Source organism: Stappia sp. (assembly GCF_040110915.1).
In the GTDB taxonomy this organism is placed as follows: Bacteria; Pseudomonadota; Alphaproteobacteria; order Rhizobiales; family Stappiaceae; genus Stappia.
Genome location: NZ_CP157793.1, coordinates 4,395,600 through 4,414,513, shown reverse-complemented (window position 1 = coordinate 4,414,513; position 18,914 = coordinate 4,395,600). Strand labels below are relative to the sequence as shown.

18 protein-coding genes and 1 tRNA gene are annotated in these 18,914 nt (G+C 68.6%); 13 read left to right on the top strand and 6 right to left on the bottom strand.

The annotated features are described in order from the left end of the window. Positions 1-25: 25 nt before the first annotated feature. The 9 genes from ABL312_RS19760 to ABL312_RS19720 all read left to right on the top strand — a co-directional run bounded on the left by ABL312_RS19760 (position 26) and on the right by ABL312_RS19720 (position 9,552). Positions 26-661: a nicotinate-nucleotide adenylyltransferase gene (locus tag ABL312_RS19760; protein ID WP_349359107.1), complete on the top strand. Its 636-nt coding sequence runs from the start codon at positions 26-28 to the stop codon at positions 659-661. 298 nt (positions 662-959) lie between these two features. After that, entirely contained in the window at positions 960-1,343 is a 384-nt protein-coding gene (gene rsfS, locus ABL312_RS19755) for a ribosome silencing factor (RefSeq protein ID WP_349359106.1), read from the top strand. Positions 1,344-1,595: 252 nt separating this feature from the next. Beyond that, positions 1,596-2,078 carry a 23S rRNA (pseudouridine(1915)-N(3))-methyltransferase RlmH gene (gene rlmH / locus ABL312_RS19750; RefSeq protein ID WP_349359105.1) on the top strand — a complete coding sequence of 161 codons (483 nt, stop codon included), beginning with the start codon at positions 1,596-1,598 and terminating at the stop codon, positions 2,076-2,078. 590 nt (positions 2,079-2,668) lie between these two features. Next, the gene (locus ABL312_RS19745; RefSeq protein WP_349359104.1) at positions 2,669-4,060 is read left to right on the top strand and encodes a peptidoglycan DD-metalloendopeptidase family protein; all 1,392 of its coding nucleotides are present in this window, start codon (positions 2,669-2,671) and stop codon (positions 4,058-4,060) included. Further along, positions 4,057-5,394, top strand: coding sequence for a S41 family peptidase (locus ABL312_RS19740; RefSeq protein ID WP_349359103.1), 1,338 nt, complete (start codon positions 4,057-4,059; stop codon positions 5,392-5,394). The genes ABL312_RS19745 and ABL312_RS19740 overlap by 4 nt, the downstream gene beginning before the upstream one ends. Before the next feature lie 76 nt (positions 5,395-5,470). Beyond that, positions 5,471-6,652 carry a divergent polysaccharide deacetylase family protein gene (locus tag ABL312_RS19735; protein WP_349359102.1) on the top strand — a complete coding sequence of 394 codons (1,182 nt, stop codon included), beginning with the start codon at positions 5,471-5,473 and terminating at the stop codon, positions 6,650-6,652. Between the two features lie 204 nt (positions 6,653-6,856). Continuing rightward, positions 6,857-7,354, top strand: a complete 498-nt coding sequence (locus ABL312_RS19730; protein ID WP_349359101.1) for an RNA pyrophosphohydrolase — start codon at positions 6,857-6,859, stop codon at positions 7,352-7,354. A 220-nt stretch (positions 7,355-7,574) separates the two neighbouring features. After that, entirely contained in the window at positions 7,575-8,339 is a 765-nt protein-coding gene (locus ABL312_RS19725; protein ID WP_349359100.1) for a glucose 1-dehydrogenase, read from the top strand. 13 nt (positions 8,340-8,352) lie between these two features. Further along, positions 8,353-9,552 (top strand): acyl-CoA dehydrogenase family protein, encoded by a 1,200-nt coding sequence (locus ABL312_RS19720; protein ID WP_349359099.1) that lies wholly within the window; start codon positions 8,353-8,355, stop codon positions 9,550-9,552. On the opposite strand, the gene queG is transcribed toward ABL312_RS19720, so the two are convergent. Both queG and ABL312_RS19710 read right to left on the bottom strand, forming a co-directional pair. Then, entirely contained in the window at positions 9,540-10,673 is a 1,134-nt protein-coding gene (gene queG / locus ABL312_RS19715; protein WP_349359098.1) for a tRNA epoxyqueuosine(34) reductase QueG, read from the bottom strand. The two genes, ABL312_RS19720 and queG, sit on opposite strands and share 13 nt — an antisense overlap. 47 nt (positions 10,674-10,720) lie before the next feature. Further along, the gene (locus ABL312_RS19710) at positions 10,721-11,413 is read right to left on the bottom strand and encodes a glutathione S-transferase family protein (protein WP_349359097.1); all 693 of its coding nucleotides are present in this window, start codon (positions 11,411-11,413) and stop codon (positions 10,721-10,723) included. A gap of 177 nt (positions 11,414-11,590) precedes the next feature. Here ABL312_RS19710 and ABL312_RS19705 point away from each other — a divergent pair, with 177 nt between their 5' ends. Further along, positions 11,591-12,397: an undecaprenyl-diphosphate phosphatase gene (locus ABL312_RS19705; protein ID WP_349359096.1), complete on the top strand. Its 807-nt coding sequence runs from the start codon at positions 11,591-11,593 to the stop codon at positions 12,395-12,397. Here the strand turns inward: ABL312_RS19705 and ABL312_RS19700 are convergent. Beyond that, a complete protein-coding gene (locus tag ABL312_RS19700; RefSeq protein ID WP_349359095.1) occupies positions 12,382-13,443 on the bottom strand; it encodes a WYL domain-containing protein in 1,062 nt (353 codons plus the stop codon). The two genes, ABL312_RS19705 and ABL312_RS19700, sit on opposite strands and share 16 nt — an antisense overlap. Before the next feature lie 145 nt (positions 13,444-13,588). On the opposite strand from ABL312_RS19700, the gene ABL312_RS19695 reads away from it, so the two are divergent. Then, complete coding sequence (locus tag ABL312_RS19695; RefSeq protein ID WP_349359094.1) at positions 13,589-13,885, top strand: DUF1127 domain-containing protein; 297 nt, start codon at positions 13,589-13,591, stop codon at positions 13,883-13,885. A 66-nt stretch (positions 13,886-13,951) separates the two neighbouring features. Here the strand turns inward: ABL312_RS19695 and ABL312_RS19690 are convergent, their stop codons facing one another. After that, a complete protein-coding gene (locus tag ABL312_RS19690) occupies positions 13,952-14,968 on the bottom strand; it encodes a complex I NDUFA9 subunit family protein (protein WP_349359093.1) in 1,017 nt (338 codons plus the stop codon). Positions 14,969-15,137: 169 nt separating this feature from the next. On the opposite strand from ABL312_RS19690, the gene ABL312_RS19685 reads away from it, so the two are divergent. Then, positions 15,138-15,224: transfer RNA gene (locus ABL312_RS19685), tRNA-Leu, on the top strand. A 338-nt stretch (positions 15,225-15,562) separates the two neighbouring features. Here the strand turns inward: ABL312_RS19685 and ABL312_RS19680 are convergent. Both ABL312_RS19680 and ABL312_RS19675 read right to left on the bottom strand, forming a co-directional pair. Beyond that, positions 15,563-16,123 carry a TetR/AcrR family transcriptional regulator gene (locus tag ABL312_RS19680; protein ID WP_349359092.1) on the bottom strand — a complete coding sequence of 187 codons (561 nt, stop codon included), beginning with the start codon at positions 16,121-16,123 and terminating at the stop codon, positions 15,563-15,565. 110 nt (positions 16,124-16,233) lie between these two features. Further along, positions 16,234-16,797 carry a carboxymuconolactone decarboxylase family protein gene (locus ABL312_RS19675; protein ID WP_349359091.1) on the bottom strand — a complete coding sequence of 188 codons (564 nt, stop codon included), beginning with the start codon at positions 16,795-16,797 and terminating at the stop codon, positions 16,234-16,236. A 658-nt stretch (positions 16,798-17,455) separates the two neighbouring features. On the opposite strand from ABL312_RS19675, the gene ABL312_RS19670 reads away from it, so the two are divergent. Further along, the gene (locus ABL312_RS19670; protein WP_349359090.1) at positions 17,456-18,871 is read left to right on the top strand and encodes a tyrosine-type recombinase/integrase; all 1,416 of its coding nucleotides are present in this window, start codon (positions 17,456-17,458) and stop codon (positions 18,869-18,871) included. Positions 18,872-18,914 lie beyond the last annotated feature (43 nt).

Here is an 18,914-nt window from a genome sequence, read left to right as displayed (position 1 = left end):
GCTTGTCCCGGCGCCGCCCCGCGCCATGACCGACGAGCCCCGGGAGACCACGCCCCGGCGGTATCTGCGGATCCCGCATGCGGAGCCCGGCCAGACGGTCGGCCTGTTCGGCGGGTCGTTCAATCCGCCGCATTCGGGCCATCGGCTCGTCGCCGAGGTGGCGCTGAAACGCCTCGGCCTCGATCAGGTCTGGTGGATGGTGACGCCCGGCAATCCGCTCAAGGATCACGGCAACCTCGCCCCGCTCGGCGACCGGCTGGCCGCCGTGGAGCATTTCGCCGCCCATCCGCGCATGCGGGTGACGGCGCTCGAGGCCCGGCTTGGCAGCCCCTACAGCGCCCGCACGATCACGCGGCTGGCGACCCGGCGCCCGCAGGTGTCCTTCGTGTGGATCATGGGGGCGGACAATCTCGCCACCTTCCATCGCTGGCAGGACTGGCGGAGCATCATGCGCCAGGTGCCTGTGGTCGTCGTCGACCGGCCGGGCGCGACGCTCTCCGCGCTGTGGTCGCCCACGGCGCAGACCTTCGCCCGCGCGCGCTGGCCCGAGGAACAGGCCGGAGCGCTTGCCAGGGCCGCCGCGCCGGCCTGGACCTTCCTGCATGCCCCGCGCGACCCCACTTCCTCCACCGCGCTGCGGGCGGCGAACGGGCGGTGGTGACGCCCCGTGTCCCAGGTGACGCCCCCGGTGGCGCTTCCTTGTCAGGCCTGTAACGCCCCGCCAGAGGCCCGTTGCAGGCCCCGGCCAGGGCGTCTTGCGGCGATGTCTTGAAAATGCAAGGCGGCAGGGCTTATCTTAACGTCAGGGAGGGGAGTCGCGGACAGCACTCTTCGACCGCAAGGTCGGGTCCCGCCGTCCGCGGGCCCATGAATGCAAACTGGGCTGAATGCAAACTGGGCTGCACACGCTACGAAAGGCAATCCGTCTGAGCATGACCTTTGAACCCGAGGGGACGGCGATGACCGCTCCTCACCCCGGCGCAACCGGCACGCTTGCGCGTGCGGACCTGCGCGAAACCGTCCTGGCCTCCCTGTCCGATTCCAAGGCCGAGGACATCGTCTCCATCGACATCAGCGGCAAGTCCCCGATGGCCGATATGGTCGTCGTCGCGTCGGGCCGGTCGCACAGGCATGTGGGCGCCATCGCCGACCATCTGCTGCGCGACCTGAAGGACGCGGGACACGGCGGCGCGCGCGTGGAAGGGCTTCCCCAGTGCGACTGGGTGCTCATCGACGCCGGCGACGTGATCGTTCACGTCTTCCGTCCGGAGGTGCGCGCCTTCTACAACATCGAGAAGATGTGGTCGGTGGACGACAGCGCGCCGGTCCACTACGCCGGCTGAGCCGGCGCGACCGCGCGCCCCGGACGGGGCGCGCGCCCGACAGTCCCTCTCCCGGTCGGCCTTCCGGCCGGGTCGGGCGGGATTGGGCCATCTGCCGGTCACGCCCGGACCACACCGATCTCAGGTCCGCGACGACGCGTGTCGCTTGCGTGATGGGGCGGCGCGTGCCCCGCTGACCGGCTCCGCGCCCATGACGCTCGCCTCCAAGGCCCTTGCCCCAGAACCCTTGCCTCCAAAACACTGCAGGACCCCATGCGGATCCATATCGGCTGCATCGGCCGACTCAAGACCGGACCGGAACGCGCCTTGTTCGAGCGCTACGCGGAGCGCATCGCCAAGGCGGGGCGCGGGGTCGCGCTCGGGCCCTTGAGCGTGATCGAGCGGCCTGAATCGCGCGCCGCGCGGGCCGACGACCGCAAGGCGGAGGAGGCGCGCGCCCTTCTCGACGCCCTGCCGGCGGGAACGGTCGTGCTGGCGCTCGACGAGACCGGCAAGACCCGGGCAAGCGCAGCCTTCGCCGACGATCTCGCCGCCTTGCGCGACACCGGTGTCCAGGATCTCGCCTTCCTCATCGGCGGGGCGGACGGCCATGGCGCGGCCGTGCTGGCGGCGGCCCGCTCGACCCTGTCGCTCGGCCCGATGACCTTTCCGCACCAGGTCGTGCGGGCCCTGGTGGCCGAGCAGATCTACCGCGCGATCACGATCCTCAGCGGCCACCCCTATCACCGGGCCTGAATCACCGCGCCCGATCTCCCAGTCTGGTCTCCCAGTCTGATATCCAGGTCTGGTGTCCAACTCCGGCGCCGCTCGCAGCGCCGGAGCGGGGTCGCACGGCAGCTCCGAACGCGTGACCGCGCCCGCGCCGGATCGTCGCGCCGGCGGGCTTGACGCAGCGCCTCCCTCGACCTGCCCGTATTCCGCCCCATTTTCCCTGTAGCGACGATGGTCAAGGGAGAAGGAGAGGCATTCATTCCTCGTTAGGGTTGACGGTTCGTTAACGCGACCGGGCCATACTTGGGCGTCAATGCGTCACGAGTATCGGGTACGGGCGAGTGATGGTCGGTACGGGCCTGAAACGGCCGGAGACGGAACCGGCGACCCGCAAGGACGGGCGAACCGCCAGGAAAGACGTTCGGAACGAGACAGCGGAGCGGGACGGCGGAACGAACCCCTCCGACATCTCTCGTGGCGCACGGACAAACGACGCCTGCGGAGACCGCTCAGGCGGACTTGGCAGGGCGGACTTGGCAGGGCGGATTTGGCAGGGCGGACCTGGCGGAGTCGACCTGGCAGAGCGGATCACGCGCGACATCCGGCCGAGGAACATGCGAACGAGACTCCTCCTTCTCAGCGCTGTCGTCGCCGGCCATCTGGGTCTGGCGGTCGGAAGTGCGCAGGCGCCGGCCGTGGCGCAGCCGGACAGCGGATCCGCCGCATCGCAGGCGGCCGCACAGGCAGGCGACACGACCGCAGGCGCCGCGACGACGGACAAGGACGACACGGGCCTTGCCGCGCGCAAGGCCGAACGCGAGGCGGAACTCGACACGCTGACCCGCGACCTCAGTCTCTCCGAGGAGAGGCAGCAGGAGATCGAGCGGGAGATCCGCTCGATCGAGCGGGATCGGAAGGCACTCAACGCGGCCCTGTTGCGCACGGCGCAGCGGGTGACCACCCTGGAGGAGCAGCTGGCGGCAACCGAAAAGCGGTTGCAGCGGCTGGGACGGAACGAGGACGCGGTGCAAGCCTCACTGGCCGAACGACAGGACGTGCTGGCGGAAGTGCTCGCCGCGCTGCAGCGCATCGGCAAGCGGCCGCCGCCCGCGCTCGCGGTGCGCCCGCAGGACGCGCTCGGCGCCGTGCGCAGCGCGCTGCTCCTGAACGCCGTGATGCCGGACATCCACCTCGAGGCGCGGGCGCTTGCGGGCGATCTGTCCAATCTGCGCCAGCTTCGGATTTCCATCGCCGCCGAACGCGACCGTCTGGTTGCCGACACGCGCCGGCTCAACGAGGAGCGCGCGCGGGTGGAACTGCTGGTCGCCTCCAAGCGGCAGGAGCGCGAAAAAAGCGAAGCGCAGCTGGCCGAGGAGCGCGCGCGCTCCGAAAAGCTGGCCGGCGAAGCCGAGACGCTGAAGGATCTGATCGCCACGCTGGAACGCGAGATCGCAAGCGCGCGGGAGGCGGCAGAGGCCGCACGGGCGGCCACCGCCGCGCGCCGCGACGGGGTCGCCCCCGCCGATCCGTTCCGCGATCCGGGCCGGCTCGCCCCGGCCATCGCCTTCGCCGAGGCCAAGGGTCGGCTGACCCAACCGGTCGCCGGAACGGTGCTGCGCGATTTCGGTGTGGACGACGGGTTTGGCGGAACGACGCGCGGGCGCTCCATCGCGACGCGCACCGGGGCGCAGGTCACGGCACCGGCGGACGGCTGGGTGGTCTATGCCGGTCCGTTCCGCTCCTACGGCGAAGTCTTGATCCTCAACGCCGGCGACGGATATCATATCCTTCTTGCCGGCATGGCGCGTACCAGCGTCGAGCAGGGTCAGTTCGTTCTCGCGGGCGAACCGGTGGCGGCAATGGGGGAAACCCGGGTTGCCAGCGCCGCGACACTCGACCTCGCAGCACCGCAACCGGTGCTCTATGTTGAATTTAGGAAGGACGGCATCTCGATCGATCCCACACCCTGGTGGGGTCGGCCCGAAGACGAGAAGGTTCGCGGATGATTCGGAAAGCTTCCCTTGTACTGGTCGGCGCCCTCATCGGCGCCGCAACCGTTACCGCCCTGTCGCAAATGCCCGTGCGGGTGAGCGGCGTCGCCAATGCGGCCGCCTCCGACACGTATCGGCAGCTCAACCTGTTCGGCGACGTGTTCGAGCGCGTGCGCTCCGACTACGTGGAGATGCCGGACGACGCCGCGCTGATCGAGTCGGCGATCAACGGCATGCTCAGTTCGCTCGACCCGCATTCGAGCTATCTGTCGCCCAAGCACTTCCGCGACATGCAGGTGCAGACGCGCGGCGAGTTCGGCGGGCTCGGCATCGAGGTCACGATGGAAGACGGCCTGGTCAAGGTCGTCACGCCGATCGACGACACGCCGGCCTTCCAGGCGGGCGTGCTGGCCGGGGACCTGATCACCCACCTCGACGGCGAGCAGGTGCAGGGTCTGACCCTGTCGGAGGCGGTCGAGCGCATGCGCGGCCCCGTCGACACCGACATCGAGCTGACGATCCGGCGCGAGGGCGCGGCGGAGCCGGTCAAGGTCACCATCACGCGCGACATCATCCAGATCCGGTCCGTGCGGCACCGCGAGGAAGGCGACGTCGGCTACATCCGCGTCACCCAGTTCAACGAACAGACCTTCGACGGCGTGCGCGACAGCATCGAGTCGCTGAAGGCCTCGATCGGCGAGGACAAGATCAAGGGCTTCGTGCTCGATCTGCGCAACAACCCCGGCGGGCTGCTCGACCAGGCCATCGCCGTGTCCGACGGCTTCCTGCAGCGCGGCGAGATCGTGTCGACGCGCGGCCGCAACGCCGACGAGACGCAGCGCTACAACGCCCGGGGCGGCGATCTCGCCGAAGGTTATCCGGTGATCGTCCTGATCAACGGCGGCTCGGCCTCGGCGTCGGAGATCGTGGCGGGCGCGCTTCAGGACCACCGGCGCGCGACGATCCTCGGCACGCGGTCCTTCGGCAAGGGGTCGGTGCAGACCATCGTGCCGCTCGGCGCCAATGGCGCGATCCGGCTGACCACGGCGCGCTACTACACCCCGTCGGGCGTGTCGATCCAGGCCAAGGGCATCACGCCGGACATCGAGCTCCTGCAAGAACTGCCCGAGGAACTGCTCGGCCGGGCCGAAACCAAGGGCGAGGCCGGCCTGCGCGGTCACCTTGCCGGCGAGGGCGACGGCGAGGAAGAATCCGGCAGCCAGGCCTATGTCCCGCCGGACCCCAAGGACGACGCCCAGCTCAACCTGGCGCTCGATCTTCTCAACGGCGTCCAGGTGAACAGCGCCTTCCCGCCCGTGGGCGACCAGAAGGCAGGCGTTCCGAACTGATTTGACGAGACCGGATGCGGTCGCCGGAGGGAGCGGCGACCGCATCCGGCCCGTCGAAGATTGCGGATGAAAGCAAATGGCGGGCAAGGACCTGTCGGCTCCGCTGGGGCTCGGCAAACGCAAATACCTCAATCTCCCTCTCGGCCTGATCGGCGCCGGCGTCCTGACCGTTCTGGTCACCACCGGCCTCGTGTGGGTCGGTGTCGTCGACGATCCGCTCGGCGGCGAACCGACGGCCAGCGTGCCGCTGGAACGCTCCATCGACGGCCTGTCGACCCGCGACTTCGGCGTGGTGGAAATCCGCCCGTCGCTCGGCGAGGGAGCGCCGGTCGCCGACGGGCAATCGCGCCCCACACAGCAGACCCTCGGTCCAAGGTTCGAGCCGAAGCCGCTCGACGAGGGCGACGGCGCGGGCCCACATCCGGCGCAGACGCCCCGCATGGCGCGCGACACCCTGTCCATCCGTCCCGATGCGCGCGTCTCCCAGGCCGGCCCACACGGCACGCTGCCCAAGGTCTCCGAAAACGGGCTGCGGCCGCTCGACATCTACGCCCGCCCCACCGGGCAGACCTTCGATTCCATCCCGCGCATCGCCATCGTGGTCGGCGGCCTCGGCCTGTCACAGACCGGCACGCAGCAGGCGATCGCCAAGCTTCCCGCCGATATCACCCTGGCCTTCGCGCCCTATGGCGGGAGCCTCGACCGCTGGATGCAGCAGGCCCGCCGCGACGGCCACGAGTTGCTGCTGCAATTGCCGATGGAGCCCTTCGACTATCCCGACAACGATCCGGGGCCGCACACGCTGCTCGTGAGCCATGACGCGCGCGAGCTGGACGAGCGTCTGTCCTGGCTGTTGAGCCGGATCACCAATTACGTCGGCGTGATGAACTACATGGGCGCGCGCTACACCGCGAGCGAACCGGCACTGGAGCGCCTGATGGACGCCGTGACCCGGCGCGGCCTGATGTTCGTCGACGACGGGTCCTCCTCGCGCAGCCGCGCCAGCGCGGTCGCCACCGGCCTGCGCACGCCGCTGTCGCATGCCGATCTGGTGATCGACGACGTGCCGCGGCCGAAGGACATCACCGCCCGGCTGCTGCAGCTCGAAGGCACCGCCCGCGCGCAGGGCATCGCCGTCGGCGTGGCCAGCGCCCTGCCGGTGACGGTCGAGCATCTGGCGAAATGGGCGGAAGATCTGGAGGAACGCGGGCTTCAGCTGATCCCCGTCAGCGCCTCCATCGACCGCACCCGCGGCTAGGCTGGAAGCCGGCCGGCGCGCCGTGGCGCGATCAACCGCCCCCCCCGACGGCGCCGCAAGAAATGGCGACGGATTCTCAATTCAAGCTTTTTGCCGATTTTCGAACCCGGTCGCGTTTGCGACACTCGCCCCGATTCCCGATCCGGTCGGGAGCGCGCCACCTTTGCAAACTTGCGACGTCGCCAACCCGGGGCCATCGACGACATGACCGACCTTTCCTCCCGCCCGTATCGCCCCTGCGTGGGCATTGTGCTTCTCAACGACCACAGCCGGATCTGGATCGGCAAGCGGCATCCGAAGACGGGAACCGATCCGACCTACTGCTGGCAGATGCCGCAGGGCGGGATCGACGAGGGCGAGACGCCGCTCGCCGCCGCGCGCCGCGAGCTCTACGAGGAAACCTCGATCCGCTCGGTGAGCCTGATCGCCGAAGCGCCCGGCTGGATCAACTACGACTATCCGCCCGACGTGGCCGCCAACAAACGCACGAAGCGCTTTCGCGGTCAGACGCAGAAGTGGTTCGCCTTCCGCTTCGACGGGCCGGAGAGCGAGATCGACGTCCTGCAACCGCCCGACGGGCACACGCCCGAATTCTGCGACTGGCGGTGGGCGGAGGCGCGCGAGCTGCCGGACCTGGTGATCCCGTTCAAGCGCCCGGCCTATGAGGACGTGCTCAAGGCGTTTTCCTCCCTCACCATATGAGGTCCGGCGGGGCGCGCATCCTCTTCGCGAAAGGGACCGCCGCCCGGGCGGTCTCGCCCTGGCCGGGCCTATATTCACGTTTCTGGACGTTTTGCCCCCGCCCCTGTTCCGGACGTCCGGTCCTTGGTCTAGTCTCCCCGTGACAGATATCCGCCGTCCTGGCGGGCGCGCCGCCGGGGGAGGTGTGCGGCGCGATTGCACCAACACACGGGAGGGAACCATGGACCTGGGAGCGGATCTCAAGGGCCGGCGGGTGCTGATCACAGGCGCCTCCGGGGGTCTCGGCGCGCATTTCGCGCGCACGGTCGCGCGCTGCGGGGCCGCCGTGGCGGTCGCGGCGCGGCGCACCGACCGACTCAACGACCTCGTCGAGACGCTGAAGGGGCTCGGCGCGGCGCAGGCCCATGCCATCGAGCTCGACGTGACGCATGGCGCGGCAATCCATGCCTGCGTGGCCGAAACCGTTTCGGCGCTCGGCGGTCTCGACGTGCTGGTCAACAATGCCGGCATCGTGCGGCGCGGTCTGGCGATCGACCAGACGGCGGAGGATTTCGACGACGTCATGTCGGTCAACCTGCGCGGCGTGTGGCTGATGGCGGTCGCGGCGGCGCGTCACTGGCGCGAAACGGGCACGCCCGGCAACATCGTCAACATCGCCTCGATGCTGGGCGAGCGGGTGAGCACGGGCACCGCCTCCTATTGCGTCTCCAAGGCCGGCGTCGTGCAGATGACCAAGGCCCTGGCGCTGGAATTCGCCCGCCACCGGATCCGCGTCAACGCGCTGGAGCCCGGCTATTTCGAGACCGAGATCAACGCCGGTTTCTTCGATACCGAGGCCGGCAAGGCGATGATCAGGCAGATCCCGATGCGGCGGATCGGGCGGGTCGAGGACCTGGACGGTCCGTTCCTGCTGCTCGCCAGCGACGCCTCGCGTTTCATGACCGGCGCGGCCATTCCGGTCGACGGCGGCCATCTGCTTTCCTGAGAGGACCGTTGCCATGGACTTTTCGATCGATCCCCGGCACGCGGAGTTGCGCGACCGGGTGCGCGCCTTCGTGCGTGAGACCATCCAGCCGCTGGAAGACGATCCGGCGAGCTACAACGCCTTCGAGAACCTCAGGATGGAGCTGCGCGACCAGATCCGCGCGCAGGTGCGCGAAGCCGGTCTGTGGGCGCCGCAGATGCCGGAGGCGCGCGGCGGCCTCGGCCTGTCGATGGTGGGGCAGAGCGTGGTCTACACCGAGGCCAACCGCTCGATCTTCGGACCGGCCTGCTTCAATTGCGCCGCGCCGGACGACGGCAACATGCGCGTGCTGGAGACCGTGGGCACCGAGGCGCAAAAGGCGGAATGGCTGCAGCCGATCGTCGACGGCGAGGTCAATTCCTCCTTCGCCATGACCGAACCGCACCCCGGCGGCGGCTCCGACCCGGGCATGATCCGGACCCGCGCCGAGCGCCGGGGGGACACATGGCGGATCACCGGGCGCAAGTGGTACATCTCGGGCGCGGCGGTCGCCAAGCACTTCATCCTGGTCGCCCGCACCGACCCGAACCCGGACGAAAAGCGCCGGCATCTCACCGGCTTCCTGTTTCACGCCGACCAGCCCGGCTGGCGCATCGTCCGGCGCATCGGCAACATGGGGCCGGACGAGCACGGCGGGGTCTGCGAACTGGAATTCGATGGCCTGGAGATCGCCGACCGCAACCGGCTGATGGAGGTCGGCGACGGGTTGCGGCTCACGCAGATCCGGCTCGGGCCGGCCCGCCTCACCCACTGCATGCGCTGGCTGGGGCTTGCCCAGCGCTGCATGGAAATCGCCCAGGCCTATGTCGAGGAGCGCGAAGGCTTCGGCATGCGGCTCGCCGACCGCGAATCGGTGCAGCTCGCGCTCGGCGATCTCGCCCACAACATCCAGATCGGCCGGCTCCTCGTATTCAATGCCGCCTGGCAGCTCGACCGGGGCGACAAGGCGCGCGCGGAAGTGTCCTCGGCGAAGATCCATGTCGCCGACACGCTGCATCAGGCGGCCGACACCGCGATCCAGCTCAACGGCGCGCGCGGGTATTCCACCGATACGATTCTCGAGTGGATCTACCGCTATGCCCGCGCCGCCCGTCTCGTCGACGGCGCGTCCGAGGTGCACAAGATGGTGCTTGCCCGCCTCTATCAGAAGAGCGGCAGCGACTACTGGCGCTGAGCGGCTCCCGGGGCCTGCGCGGCGTCCCACTCCGCGCGCACCGCGTCGTCAGCCTCGCCCGGGGCATGACGGTCGGCCAGATGCCGGAACGCGGCCGGCGTCAGGAGCCGTGCAAGTGCCCAGACGGCGGTCCCGCGCACCAGCGCGCTGGCGTCGGCGAGCAGCGCCTCGACAGGGGTTGCCAGATCCGCCGCGCCCGAATTTCCGGCCGCGATCAGGACATTGCGCAGGAAGCGGTCGCGTCCGATCCGCTTGATCGGCGAGCCGGCGAAATGCGCGCGAAAGGCCGCGTCGTCGAAACCGAGGAAGTCGGCCAGCCGGGGCGCTTCCAGATCGGCGCGGGCCCGGAGTTTCGCCTCGCGCGCGGTCACGGCGAACTTGTTCCAGGGACAGGCGGCGAGGCAATCGTCGCAGCCGTAGATGCGATTGCCCATCGCCGCGCGGAACTCCCGCGGGATCGGCCCCTTGTGCTCGATGGTGAGATAGGAAATGCAGCGCCCGGCATCGAGCCGGTAGGGGGCGGGAAAGGCGTTCGTCGGACAGGCATCGAGGCAGGCGCGGCAGGAGCCGCAATGGTCCGTCTCGGGCGCGTCGACCGGCAGGGGCAGATCGGTGAAGATCTCGGCCAGAAAGAACCAGGAGCCGAGGCGGCGCGACACGAGATTGGTGTGCTTGCCCTGCCAGCCGAGCCCGGCGGCTTCGGCGAGCGGCTTTTCCATCACAGGCGCCGTGTCGACGAAGACCTTCACCGCGCCGTCGACGCCCATGCCGCGTGCCCGCGCCAGCAGATGCTGGGCGAGCTCCTTCAGCCGGCCCTTCATGACATCGTGATAGTCGCGGTTGCGGGCATAAACGGAAATCGTCGCCGCTTCCGCGTCGGCGAGTGTCGCCAGCGGATCGGTCTCGCTGGTGTAGGACATGGCGAGCGTCACGACGCGGCGCGCCTGCGGCCACAGCGCCGTGGGGGACGCGCGTCGCGCCGCCGTGTCCGCCATCCAGGCCATGGTCGCGTGATGGCCGTCGTCGAGGAATCGCCGCAGCCGTTCGCCGGCGTGCGGGATGGCGTGCGCGTCGGCGATCCGGCAATCGTCGAAGCCGAGCGCCGCCGCCTTGTCGCGCAACGCGCGCGTGAGACGCGCCCCCTGATCCGGGGTGAGCCGTTCCGCTTCTAGAAGTCCAGATCCGCGTAGGTCGCTGCCGGCGGCATGCCGAGCATCTTTTCGGCGAGCAGCGGACGGAAGCTCGGCCGCGACTTGATGCGCGCGTACCAGGCCTTCACGTTTTCCTCCTCCGCCCATGGCACCTCACCCAGATAGTCGGCGCAGGACAATTCCGCCGCGACGGCGAAATCCGCGAATGTCAGCCGCTCCCCGGCCAGCCAGTTGCGCGAGGCGGCCAGATAGCCGAAATAGCGCAAATGGTGACCGATGTTGGCGCGCGCGGCGCGCAGAACGGCCGAATCGGGAGAGCCGCCGCCGATCGAGGCCGGCATCTCCTGCTTGTAGATGCGCTCGCGCACGAAGGGCCCGACCACTTCCATGTCCAGCTTGTTGACCGCCCAGTCGACCAGACGCCGGGTCTCGGCGCGCGCGTCCGGGTGGTCCGGCATCAGCCGGCGGTCGCCGACCGCATAACCGCGCGTCTCGTCCAGATATTCCATGATCGCGACCGCGCCGCAAATCGGCGGGCCGTCGTTCTCGCGCAGCACCGGCACCGTGCCCGCCGGATTGAGCATCAGGAAATCGCGCCGCCGCTCCCAGGGACGTTCGGTGACGAGGTCCACCTTGGCGCCATATTCGGCCAGCACAAGCTGCACGAAACGCGAGGCCGGGGAGAAGGGGTGTCGATACAGCTCAAGCATAACAGGATCGTAACCGCTCAGGGTTAATCAAACACACACGGCGCCGCCCCCGCAGCCCGTCGTCGGCCCCCTATACGCCGGCAGCGGAAGTCGCACAATGCGCCAGTTCACATGGGCCCGCGCAGATGGCCCCACGCAGATGCCCCGTGCCGGGGCGAGACCGGAGACCGCAGGCAGATGGAAACGGAAACCCTCGTCGGAGCCCTGATCCTCGGCATCGTCGAGGGACTGACCGAGTTCATTCCCGTCTCCTCGACCGGCCACCTGCTGCTGCTCGGGCATTTCATGGGATTCGAGAGCACGGGCAAGACCTTCGAGGTGCTGATCCAGCTCGGCGCGATCCTTGCGATCCTGACCGTCTACGCCCAGCGCCTGCTGACCATCGCGACCGCGCTGCCGCATCAGGCGTCCGCCCGGCGCTTCGTCTTCGGCATCCTGCTGGCGTTCCTGCCGGCGGCCGTGATCGGCGTGCTGGCGCATGGCTTCATCAAGGAAGTGCTGTTCGAATCGCCGGCGCTGATCTGCACCACGCTGGTCGTCGGCGGCGTGATCCTGCTCGTCATCGACAAGCTGCCGCTCACCCCGCGCTATCACGACGCCATGGACTATCCCCTGTGGCTGTGCCTCGCCATCGGCGCGTGCCAGACGCTCGCCATGGTCCCCGGCGTCTCGCGCTCCGGCGCGACCATCGCCGGCGCGCTCTTGATGGGCACCGACAAGCGCTCGGCCGCGGAATTCACCTTCTTCCTGGCCATGCCGACCATGGCCGGCGCCTTCGCCTACGACCTCTACAAGAACCGCAACGTGCTCTCCATGGACGACGCGGCCGTGATCGGCATCGGCTTCGTCGCGTCCTTCGTGATGGCCGTCTTCGTGGTGCGCGGCCTGCTCGAATTCGTCAGCCGGCACGGCTTCGCTCCCTTCGCGTGGTGGCGCATCGGGGTCGGGCTGGCCGGCTTCGCCGGGCTCTATTTCGTCGGCTGATCCGTCGACCCGTCGTTCCCGTCGCGCGTCAGATGACGGGCCATCTCGGCGATCTCGCGCCGATGCCGGTCGCGCAAGGCCGGCGGCGCGAGGAGGTCCGCGCCCGGTCCCAGCCAGCGCACCAGCGGCAGGATCACCGTCGGATCGGTGTTGGGCACACGCACGATCGCGGCGCCCGGCACCGGGCAGCGTCCCGTTTCGTCCGTATCCATCGTGACCGCCGCGTGGCGATAATACCAGTCGCGCGCCAGAAGCGCGGCCTGCGCGCCCGTCACCCGGATCTCGCTGACCGCCCCCTCGCCCTCCCAGCGGCGCATGGCCCGCGACAGCCATTGCCGGCCGATCTGGCTTTGCACCGACATGCCGGGCCTTGGTCGAAACTGCAGGCCGCTGACCTCGATGGCGTGAACGCGGTCGGCCCGCAGAAAGCGTGGCGCGGCGAGATCCACCTCGAAGCCGAAGAGATACCAGCGGTCCCGGTCGAACAGGATGCCGTAGGGCTCGAGATCGTAGTCGACGATGCGCCCGCGATAGGGGTTCTCGTGGGACAGCCGGACCCGGCGGCTTGCGAGCAATCCGGTCATGAAGGCATCGACGGCGGCCTGCATGTCGCCCGGGCCGGTCGTCTCGGGTTCCAGGTGAAAGATGTCGGCCGGCGGTCGCTCGATGGCGACGATGCGCTCCCCTTGCGCGAAGAGCTCGCGGGCCATGGCGGGCAGCGAGGCCAGCAGCTTGGCCTGGGCGCTGTCGAGATCCTCCAGCAGCGGCGTCGCCTTGAGACCGCGCACCAGAGCCAGCGCCACGAGCAGCGACGCGGTTTCCCGCCGCGTCAGGGCGACGGGCGGCTGCAGGAAATCCCGCGCCAGCCGATAGCCGCCGTCGGCCCCGCGCTCCGCCTCGACCGGAATTCCCAGCGCGTTCAGCCGCTCCACGTCCCGGTAGACCGTGCGCACCGACACGCCGAAGCGCCCGGCCAGCTCGCTCGCCGAGCGCTGGCCGCCGGTCAGAAGCAGCAAGATGGCCAGCGCCCGCTCGATGGGATTCATCGCGCCCTCCCTGTGTCATCCGCTCCGCCCGCGCAAAAAGCGCAAGCCGGGACCGAATAGCGGATCATACCTGACGCGCCGGTGTCAGGTATGGGGCGCGACACTCTCTTCGACGCCGATTTTCGGCCGAGACCGGGAGAGAGACATGACCCTGATACCCAGCCCCCTTCGTCGGCACACCGCGGCGGATCGTCTCGCACGGCTGCGGCACGCGTTCCGGGCGGCGGTCCGGGTGCCGCGCCTCCATCGTCTGCGGGAGAGGTACGAGCTGTGGCAGAGCGCGCGCCGCAGCCGTGAGGCCCTCGACCGGCTCGATGCGCGAAGCCTGGAGGATATCGGCCTGCGCCGGACGGAGACGGGCTACGAAAGCGGACCCTCGACGTGCGAGCGCGACGTGAGGCTCATGCGCGCGCTCGGCAGCTCCTACTGGCTGTGGCGGTGACCGGCGCCCTGCCGGCGGATCCGTGGCGATCGAGGGGAGCGGGCGCGTCCGGCGCCCGCGCGCCCCTCAGCCTTCGGTGCGGTAGGCGTCGTACTGGCCGTGCTCGCGGAAGCGGCCAAGGTAGGTCGGCAGGATCGCGGCGAGCGTATGCGGCTCGATGCCAAGCCCGGCAAGCGTGCGCCCGTCCTTTTCCGCCGCCTCGGAGACGACGTTGTCGACCTTGAGCAATTCCACCTGGTCGACGGTCAGGAGCGGCTTGGGCAGCAGTTGCAGAACGCTCGCCTGAACCCGCGCGAGACCGAAGGGCAGCGGCAGCAGGAGCCGCTTGCGGCGGATCACCTCGAGCATCAGCTCCAGGCATTCCTTGAAGGATTTCACCTGCGGGCCGCCGAGTTCGTAGATCGTGCCGGGTGTGCAGTCGCCGTCCACAGCCCTGGCGACGGCCTCCGCCACATCGCCGACGAACACGGGCTGGAACTTCGTCTCGCCGCCGCCGACCAGCGGCAGGGCCGGAGACAGGCGCGCCATCGAGGCAAAGCGGTTGAAGAAATCGTCCTCGGGCCCGAACACGATGGAGGGGCGCAGGACAATGGCGTCCGGCACGGTCTCAAAGACGCCCTGCTCGCCGAGCGCCTTGGAGCGGGCATAGGCCGAGGGCGAGTCCGGATCGGCGCCGATCGCCGAAACATGCACGACGCGGGAGATGCCGGCGGCCCGCGCAGCCTCCGCGACGGCGCGCGGTCCGAAGGCCTGGACGGCGTCGAAACTCTGCGCCCCGCTCTGGTAGAGGATGCCGACAAGGTTCACCACCGCGTCAGCGCCCTGCACCGCACGGTCCACCGACCAGCGATGGCGCAGGTTGGCCTGCACCGGCATGATCTGACCGACGGCGCCCAGCGGCTTCACGTGATCCGCCAGATCGGGCCGACGCACGGCGACGCGCACCCGATATCCGCGCCGCGCCAGCGCGCGCACCACGTGGCGGCCGAGAAAGCCGGAGCCGCCGAAAACGGTGACGAGCTTGCCTTGCGAAACCCTGTTCGGCGCCTCGCCTGCAGTCGATGTACCGGAGGCCGATGTCATGCCAGTCGCTCCCTTGCCGGACCCGCGCACCCGGTGTGTCGCCCGGGGCGTTCCCGGTCTCTTAGCTGGTGAGATCGCGTCTCACAAGGCCGCTTGTGCATGACCGGCATTTGGGGTGAAAAGGGTCGTTGACAAGCGCTGGCGAGCCTCTTACAAGCGCTCCTCACGAGCCCAGGTGGCGGAATTGGTAGACGCGCTAGCTTCAGGTGCTAGTGCTCGAAAGGGCGTGGAGGTTCGAGTCCTCTCCTGGGCACCAATTCCCGCGGATCGGTCGGCGCAAGCCCCCGATGCGGTTGAAAAAGGTCCGGACCCTGGTCCGGACCTTTTTTCGTTTCGGGACCTCTTCGGATCAGGGCCTGTCGCCACCGTCCTGAATCGCCCGTGATTTCAATCGCATGAGACCTTGAGCCACCGGGCCGCCACCACGGCGCCGGGCGCGCGTTTCGCCGCATGCGGCGGGACCACCGCCGAATCGCCCGCGCAAAAAGACAGCGGATCACCTCCCCGGACCGCCATGCGGACCCCGCACACGGGCTTTGCGACCGCCGCCGCGCCAACGCCGGCCGTCAGGCGCGGGCCGCGACGGATCGCCGCTCAGGGCGCGACAAGCGCGATGAAGACCGCCCGGATTTCCGCCCGCGCGTCGTCTTCACCGATCTGCCCGTCGAGCACGGCCCGGCCAAGCTCTTCCGCCGCCCCCTGGAGGGCGATCATCCGGGTCTCGGAGGGGGCTTGCACCGCCGGCACCAGCCGCAGGATGCTTCGCGACGCCGCCTCGACGAAGGCCGCGCGAATCGCCACCGGGATGTCGCGATGTTCGGGATAGGCCCGCAGCGCGGCAATGGCGGCCTCATGCACGCGGCCATGCCGGGCGACGCAGGCGAGAAAACTTTCGGCGAACAGCGCGGCCGCGGCCTCCAGATCCTTGGGGCCGGCGGCCAGACCGGCCTCGAAATCGGCGAAGAACCGCTGATCGTAGCGCTGGTACAAGGCATTCAGAAGCCCCGCCCGGGTGCCGAACTGGCTGTAGGTGACCGGCTTCGTGACGCCCGCGGCTTCCGCGAGCGTCTGGAGCGTCAGCGCATCCGCGCCCTTCTCCTGAATGATCCCGGCGGCCAGGTCGAGCAGGGCATCACGGCGGTCTTCCCGTTTCATCCTGCGTCGCACAGGCTGGCCTCCTTGCATCATGCGCGGATCGCGCGCCACCATGTGCGCAGCGCGCGAGCGCGGATCGCGTCAGGAGCGGGGGTCGCGCGCCGGCTCCGTCACCTGCCCGCCGCCTCGCAGGGCCCCTGCAGCGGCACCTTCGGGAAATCGATCTTAGGCTGGACGATGTTGTTGATCCAGTTGCTGAAGGTGTTGAGCGCCACCCACGCACAGATCTGGATCAGCTTTTCCTGAGGAATGCCGGCCGCTCCGGCGGCCTCGAAATCGCGCGGCTCGAGATTGCCCCGCGTCTCCATCGCGCGCAGCGCCAGGGTCAGCACCGCCTGCTCGCTCGCGTCTTCGGCCTCGCCCCGTTGCGCGGCGGCGCAGTCTTCCGCGCTCATCCCCGCCCGCCTGGCGGAGAAGGTGTGACCGCTGACGCAATAGTGGCAGCCGTTCGCGTTGGCCACCGCCAGCGCAATGAACTCGCGCTCGCGCGTGGACAGGTGGCAGGCGTCCTCCAGCGACTCCTCGAACGCCAGATAGCCGCGCATCGCCGCGCCGTCGATCCCCAGCGCTCCGAAGAAGTTGGGCACCATGCCGTAGCGATCCTTGATCGACTGAAGGATCGGAGTGGCGATGGCGTCGGCGGTGTCGAGCGTGACGGGAGACATGGTCAACATGGGAGGCGATCCTGATTGCGAAGAGGGAAGCGGACGGTCTGCAAAGGCAGCTCGGCGACACCGAGGCGATGCCCCGTCGCGCCGCTAATATACTTTTGGTAACTTAATACGCAAGCACACAAAAGCGCTCCACCGGCTTGACGCAGCCGGTACGCACGCGCGGAAAGGACGCCGATCTGAAAAACGGGGACGTCAGGCGCCCACGAGCTTCAAACAGATTTTTCAGGCAGGCCTTGCAGGCAGGTTTTTCGGGCAGGTTTTTGGGCAAACTTCCAAGGCAGGCACTTCACCTGCGGCCGGCCCCGCCCCGCACCGACGCGAAGAGCCACTGCGGGCGCGGCAGGAGAGCGGCCGCGCGCTCTGGCGCGACCCGCACGCAAGGCACGGAGGGTCATGGGCGCGGCACGCGCCGACAGAGGCCGGGCGCGCGCCCACGTACGCAGCGCGCCGACAAACCCGACATCACCCGCGCCGCGCGCATGCATCGCGCCGCACGCCGGGGCGCATCAGTCCGAAGAAATTTGAGAGGAAACTGGTGGAGCCAAGGGGATAGTCACCTCGCATCGAAAAACCATCAATGAAATCATCATTCTCTTGATCTTACAGTGGTTTATGGGTATGCGATCGGGGTACGCAAGTGGGTACGCAGAGGAGCCAAATGCCACGATCTTCAGCCACGGATCGCCGTTTTCTTGAGAAGCACGGGGGCCAATGGCGGGTCACCGTAGCGGTCCCGAGAGACCTGCATGACCGGATGCCAACCCGTCTGAAACGCTCGCTCAACACCGATAGCCTTGCAGCCGCCAACCGCCTCAAGTGGTCTGTAATCGCGGAACTGAAGGCGGAGATCGAACGGGCACGCGGCGGGACGCTTAAGGCAAAGCACATTCAGGACGCCCTTGAGATGGCGGAAATGTTGCGCAAGGCGAAGACGGCGGAGGAACGCGAGGCAATTCGCGACGGGGTCATGCTCTCAAGCGACGGGATGCTGGGTCCGCTCTACTACAGGGGAGAAGACCCGGACACCGGCGAGCCGATCTACGAACACAACCCGGAGCGTGAGAGGGAAGCGGGGGAGTTCGTCAAGATCGCGCTGGGCATGTCCACGCTCGTTGATCTGCACCACGCGGCCTATCTGGAAAGCCTCACGGTGAAGCCCCGGACACGGGCGGATGACGTCCGGGCCATGAAGTATCTCAAGGCGTGGTGCAAGCGGGAGGGCGTTGAACCGTCCCTTCAAGCCATCAACCGCAAGGTCGCCGTCCGGTTCATGGATGCCTTGCCTGATTTGGCCAAGGGGCTGTCGCCGGTGACGCTCAACAAGTACCTGCGGCGGTTGTCGCGGTACTGGCAATGGCTGGAGCGGCGGGAGGAGGTCGACACCAACGTCTGGCACGGTCTGACGCTCCCCGAGCCCGAGACGCCCCACGACGCGGAGGAGCGGCCTTTCAGCGATGAGGAGATGCGGCGGCTTCTCACAGGCGAGACCACCCAGCACATGCATGACCTGATGCGTATTGCCGCGCTCACCGGTGCCCGTATCGACGTGATCGTGTCGCTGAAGGTTCGTGACTGCGAGGGTGGCGTCTTCGTCTTCAAGCCACAGAAGAAGGAGAAGAAGGAGCGGATCACACCCATTCACTCCAGCATTGTGCCGATCATCGAGCGGCGTACCAAGGGCAAGAGCCCTGACGACGATCTGTTCCCCGAGTGGCCGCCCGTGAAGAAGGCGGGCTCGATGCGGGAGCGGTCCTTCAAGGCGTCGAACCAGTTCACCGAATACCGCCGATCCGTCGGCGTCGATGAAGTGATACCGGGCAAGCGTCGGTCGCTGGTCAACTTCCATTCGTTCCGTCGCTGGTTCATCACCACGGCGGAGCGGGCCGACCAGCCCGAACACATCATCGCCGCCGTTGTCGGCCACAAACGAAGCGGCATGACGCTCGGGCGCTACTCCGCCGGACCGCTTGTCGAACAGGCGCGGCGCTGCGTGGAAGCGGTGAAGTTGCCAGCGTTGGAGATGGAAGACCCACAGGGCGACGATAGCCTGTCAGGCAAGGACGAAGCAGCATGACCCGACGAGCCGTTTGGCAATCGGCCTTGGGCCCGGTCGGCGG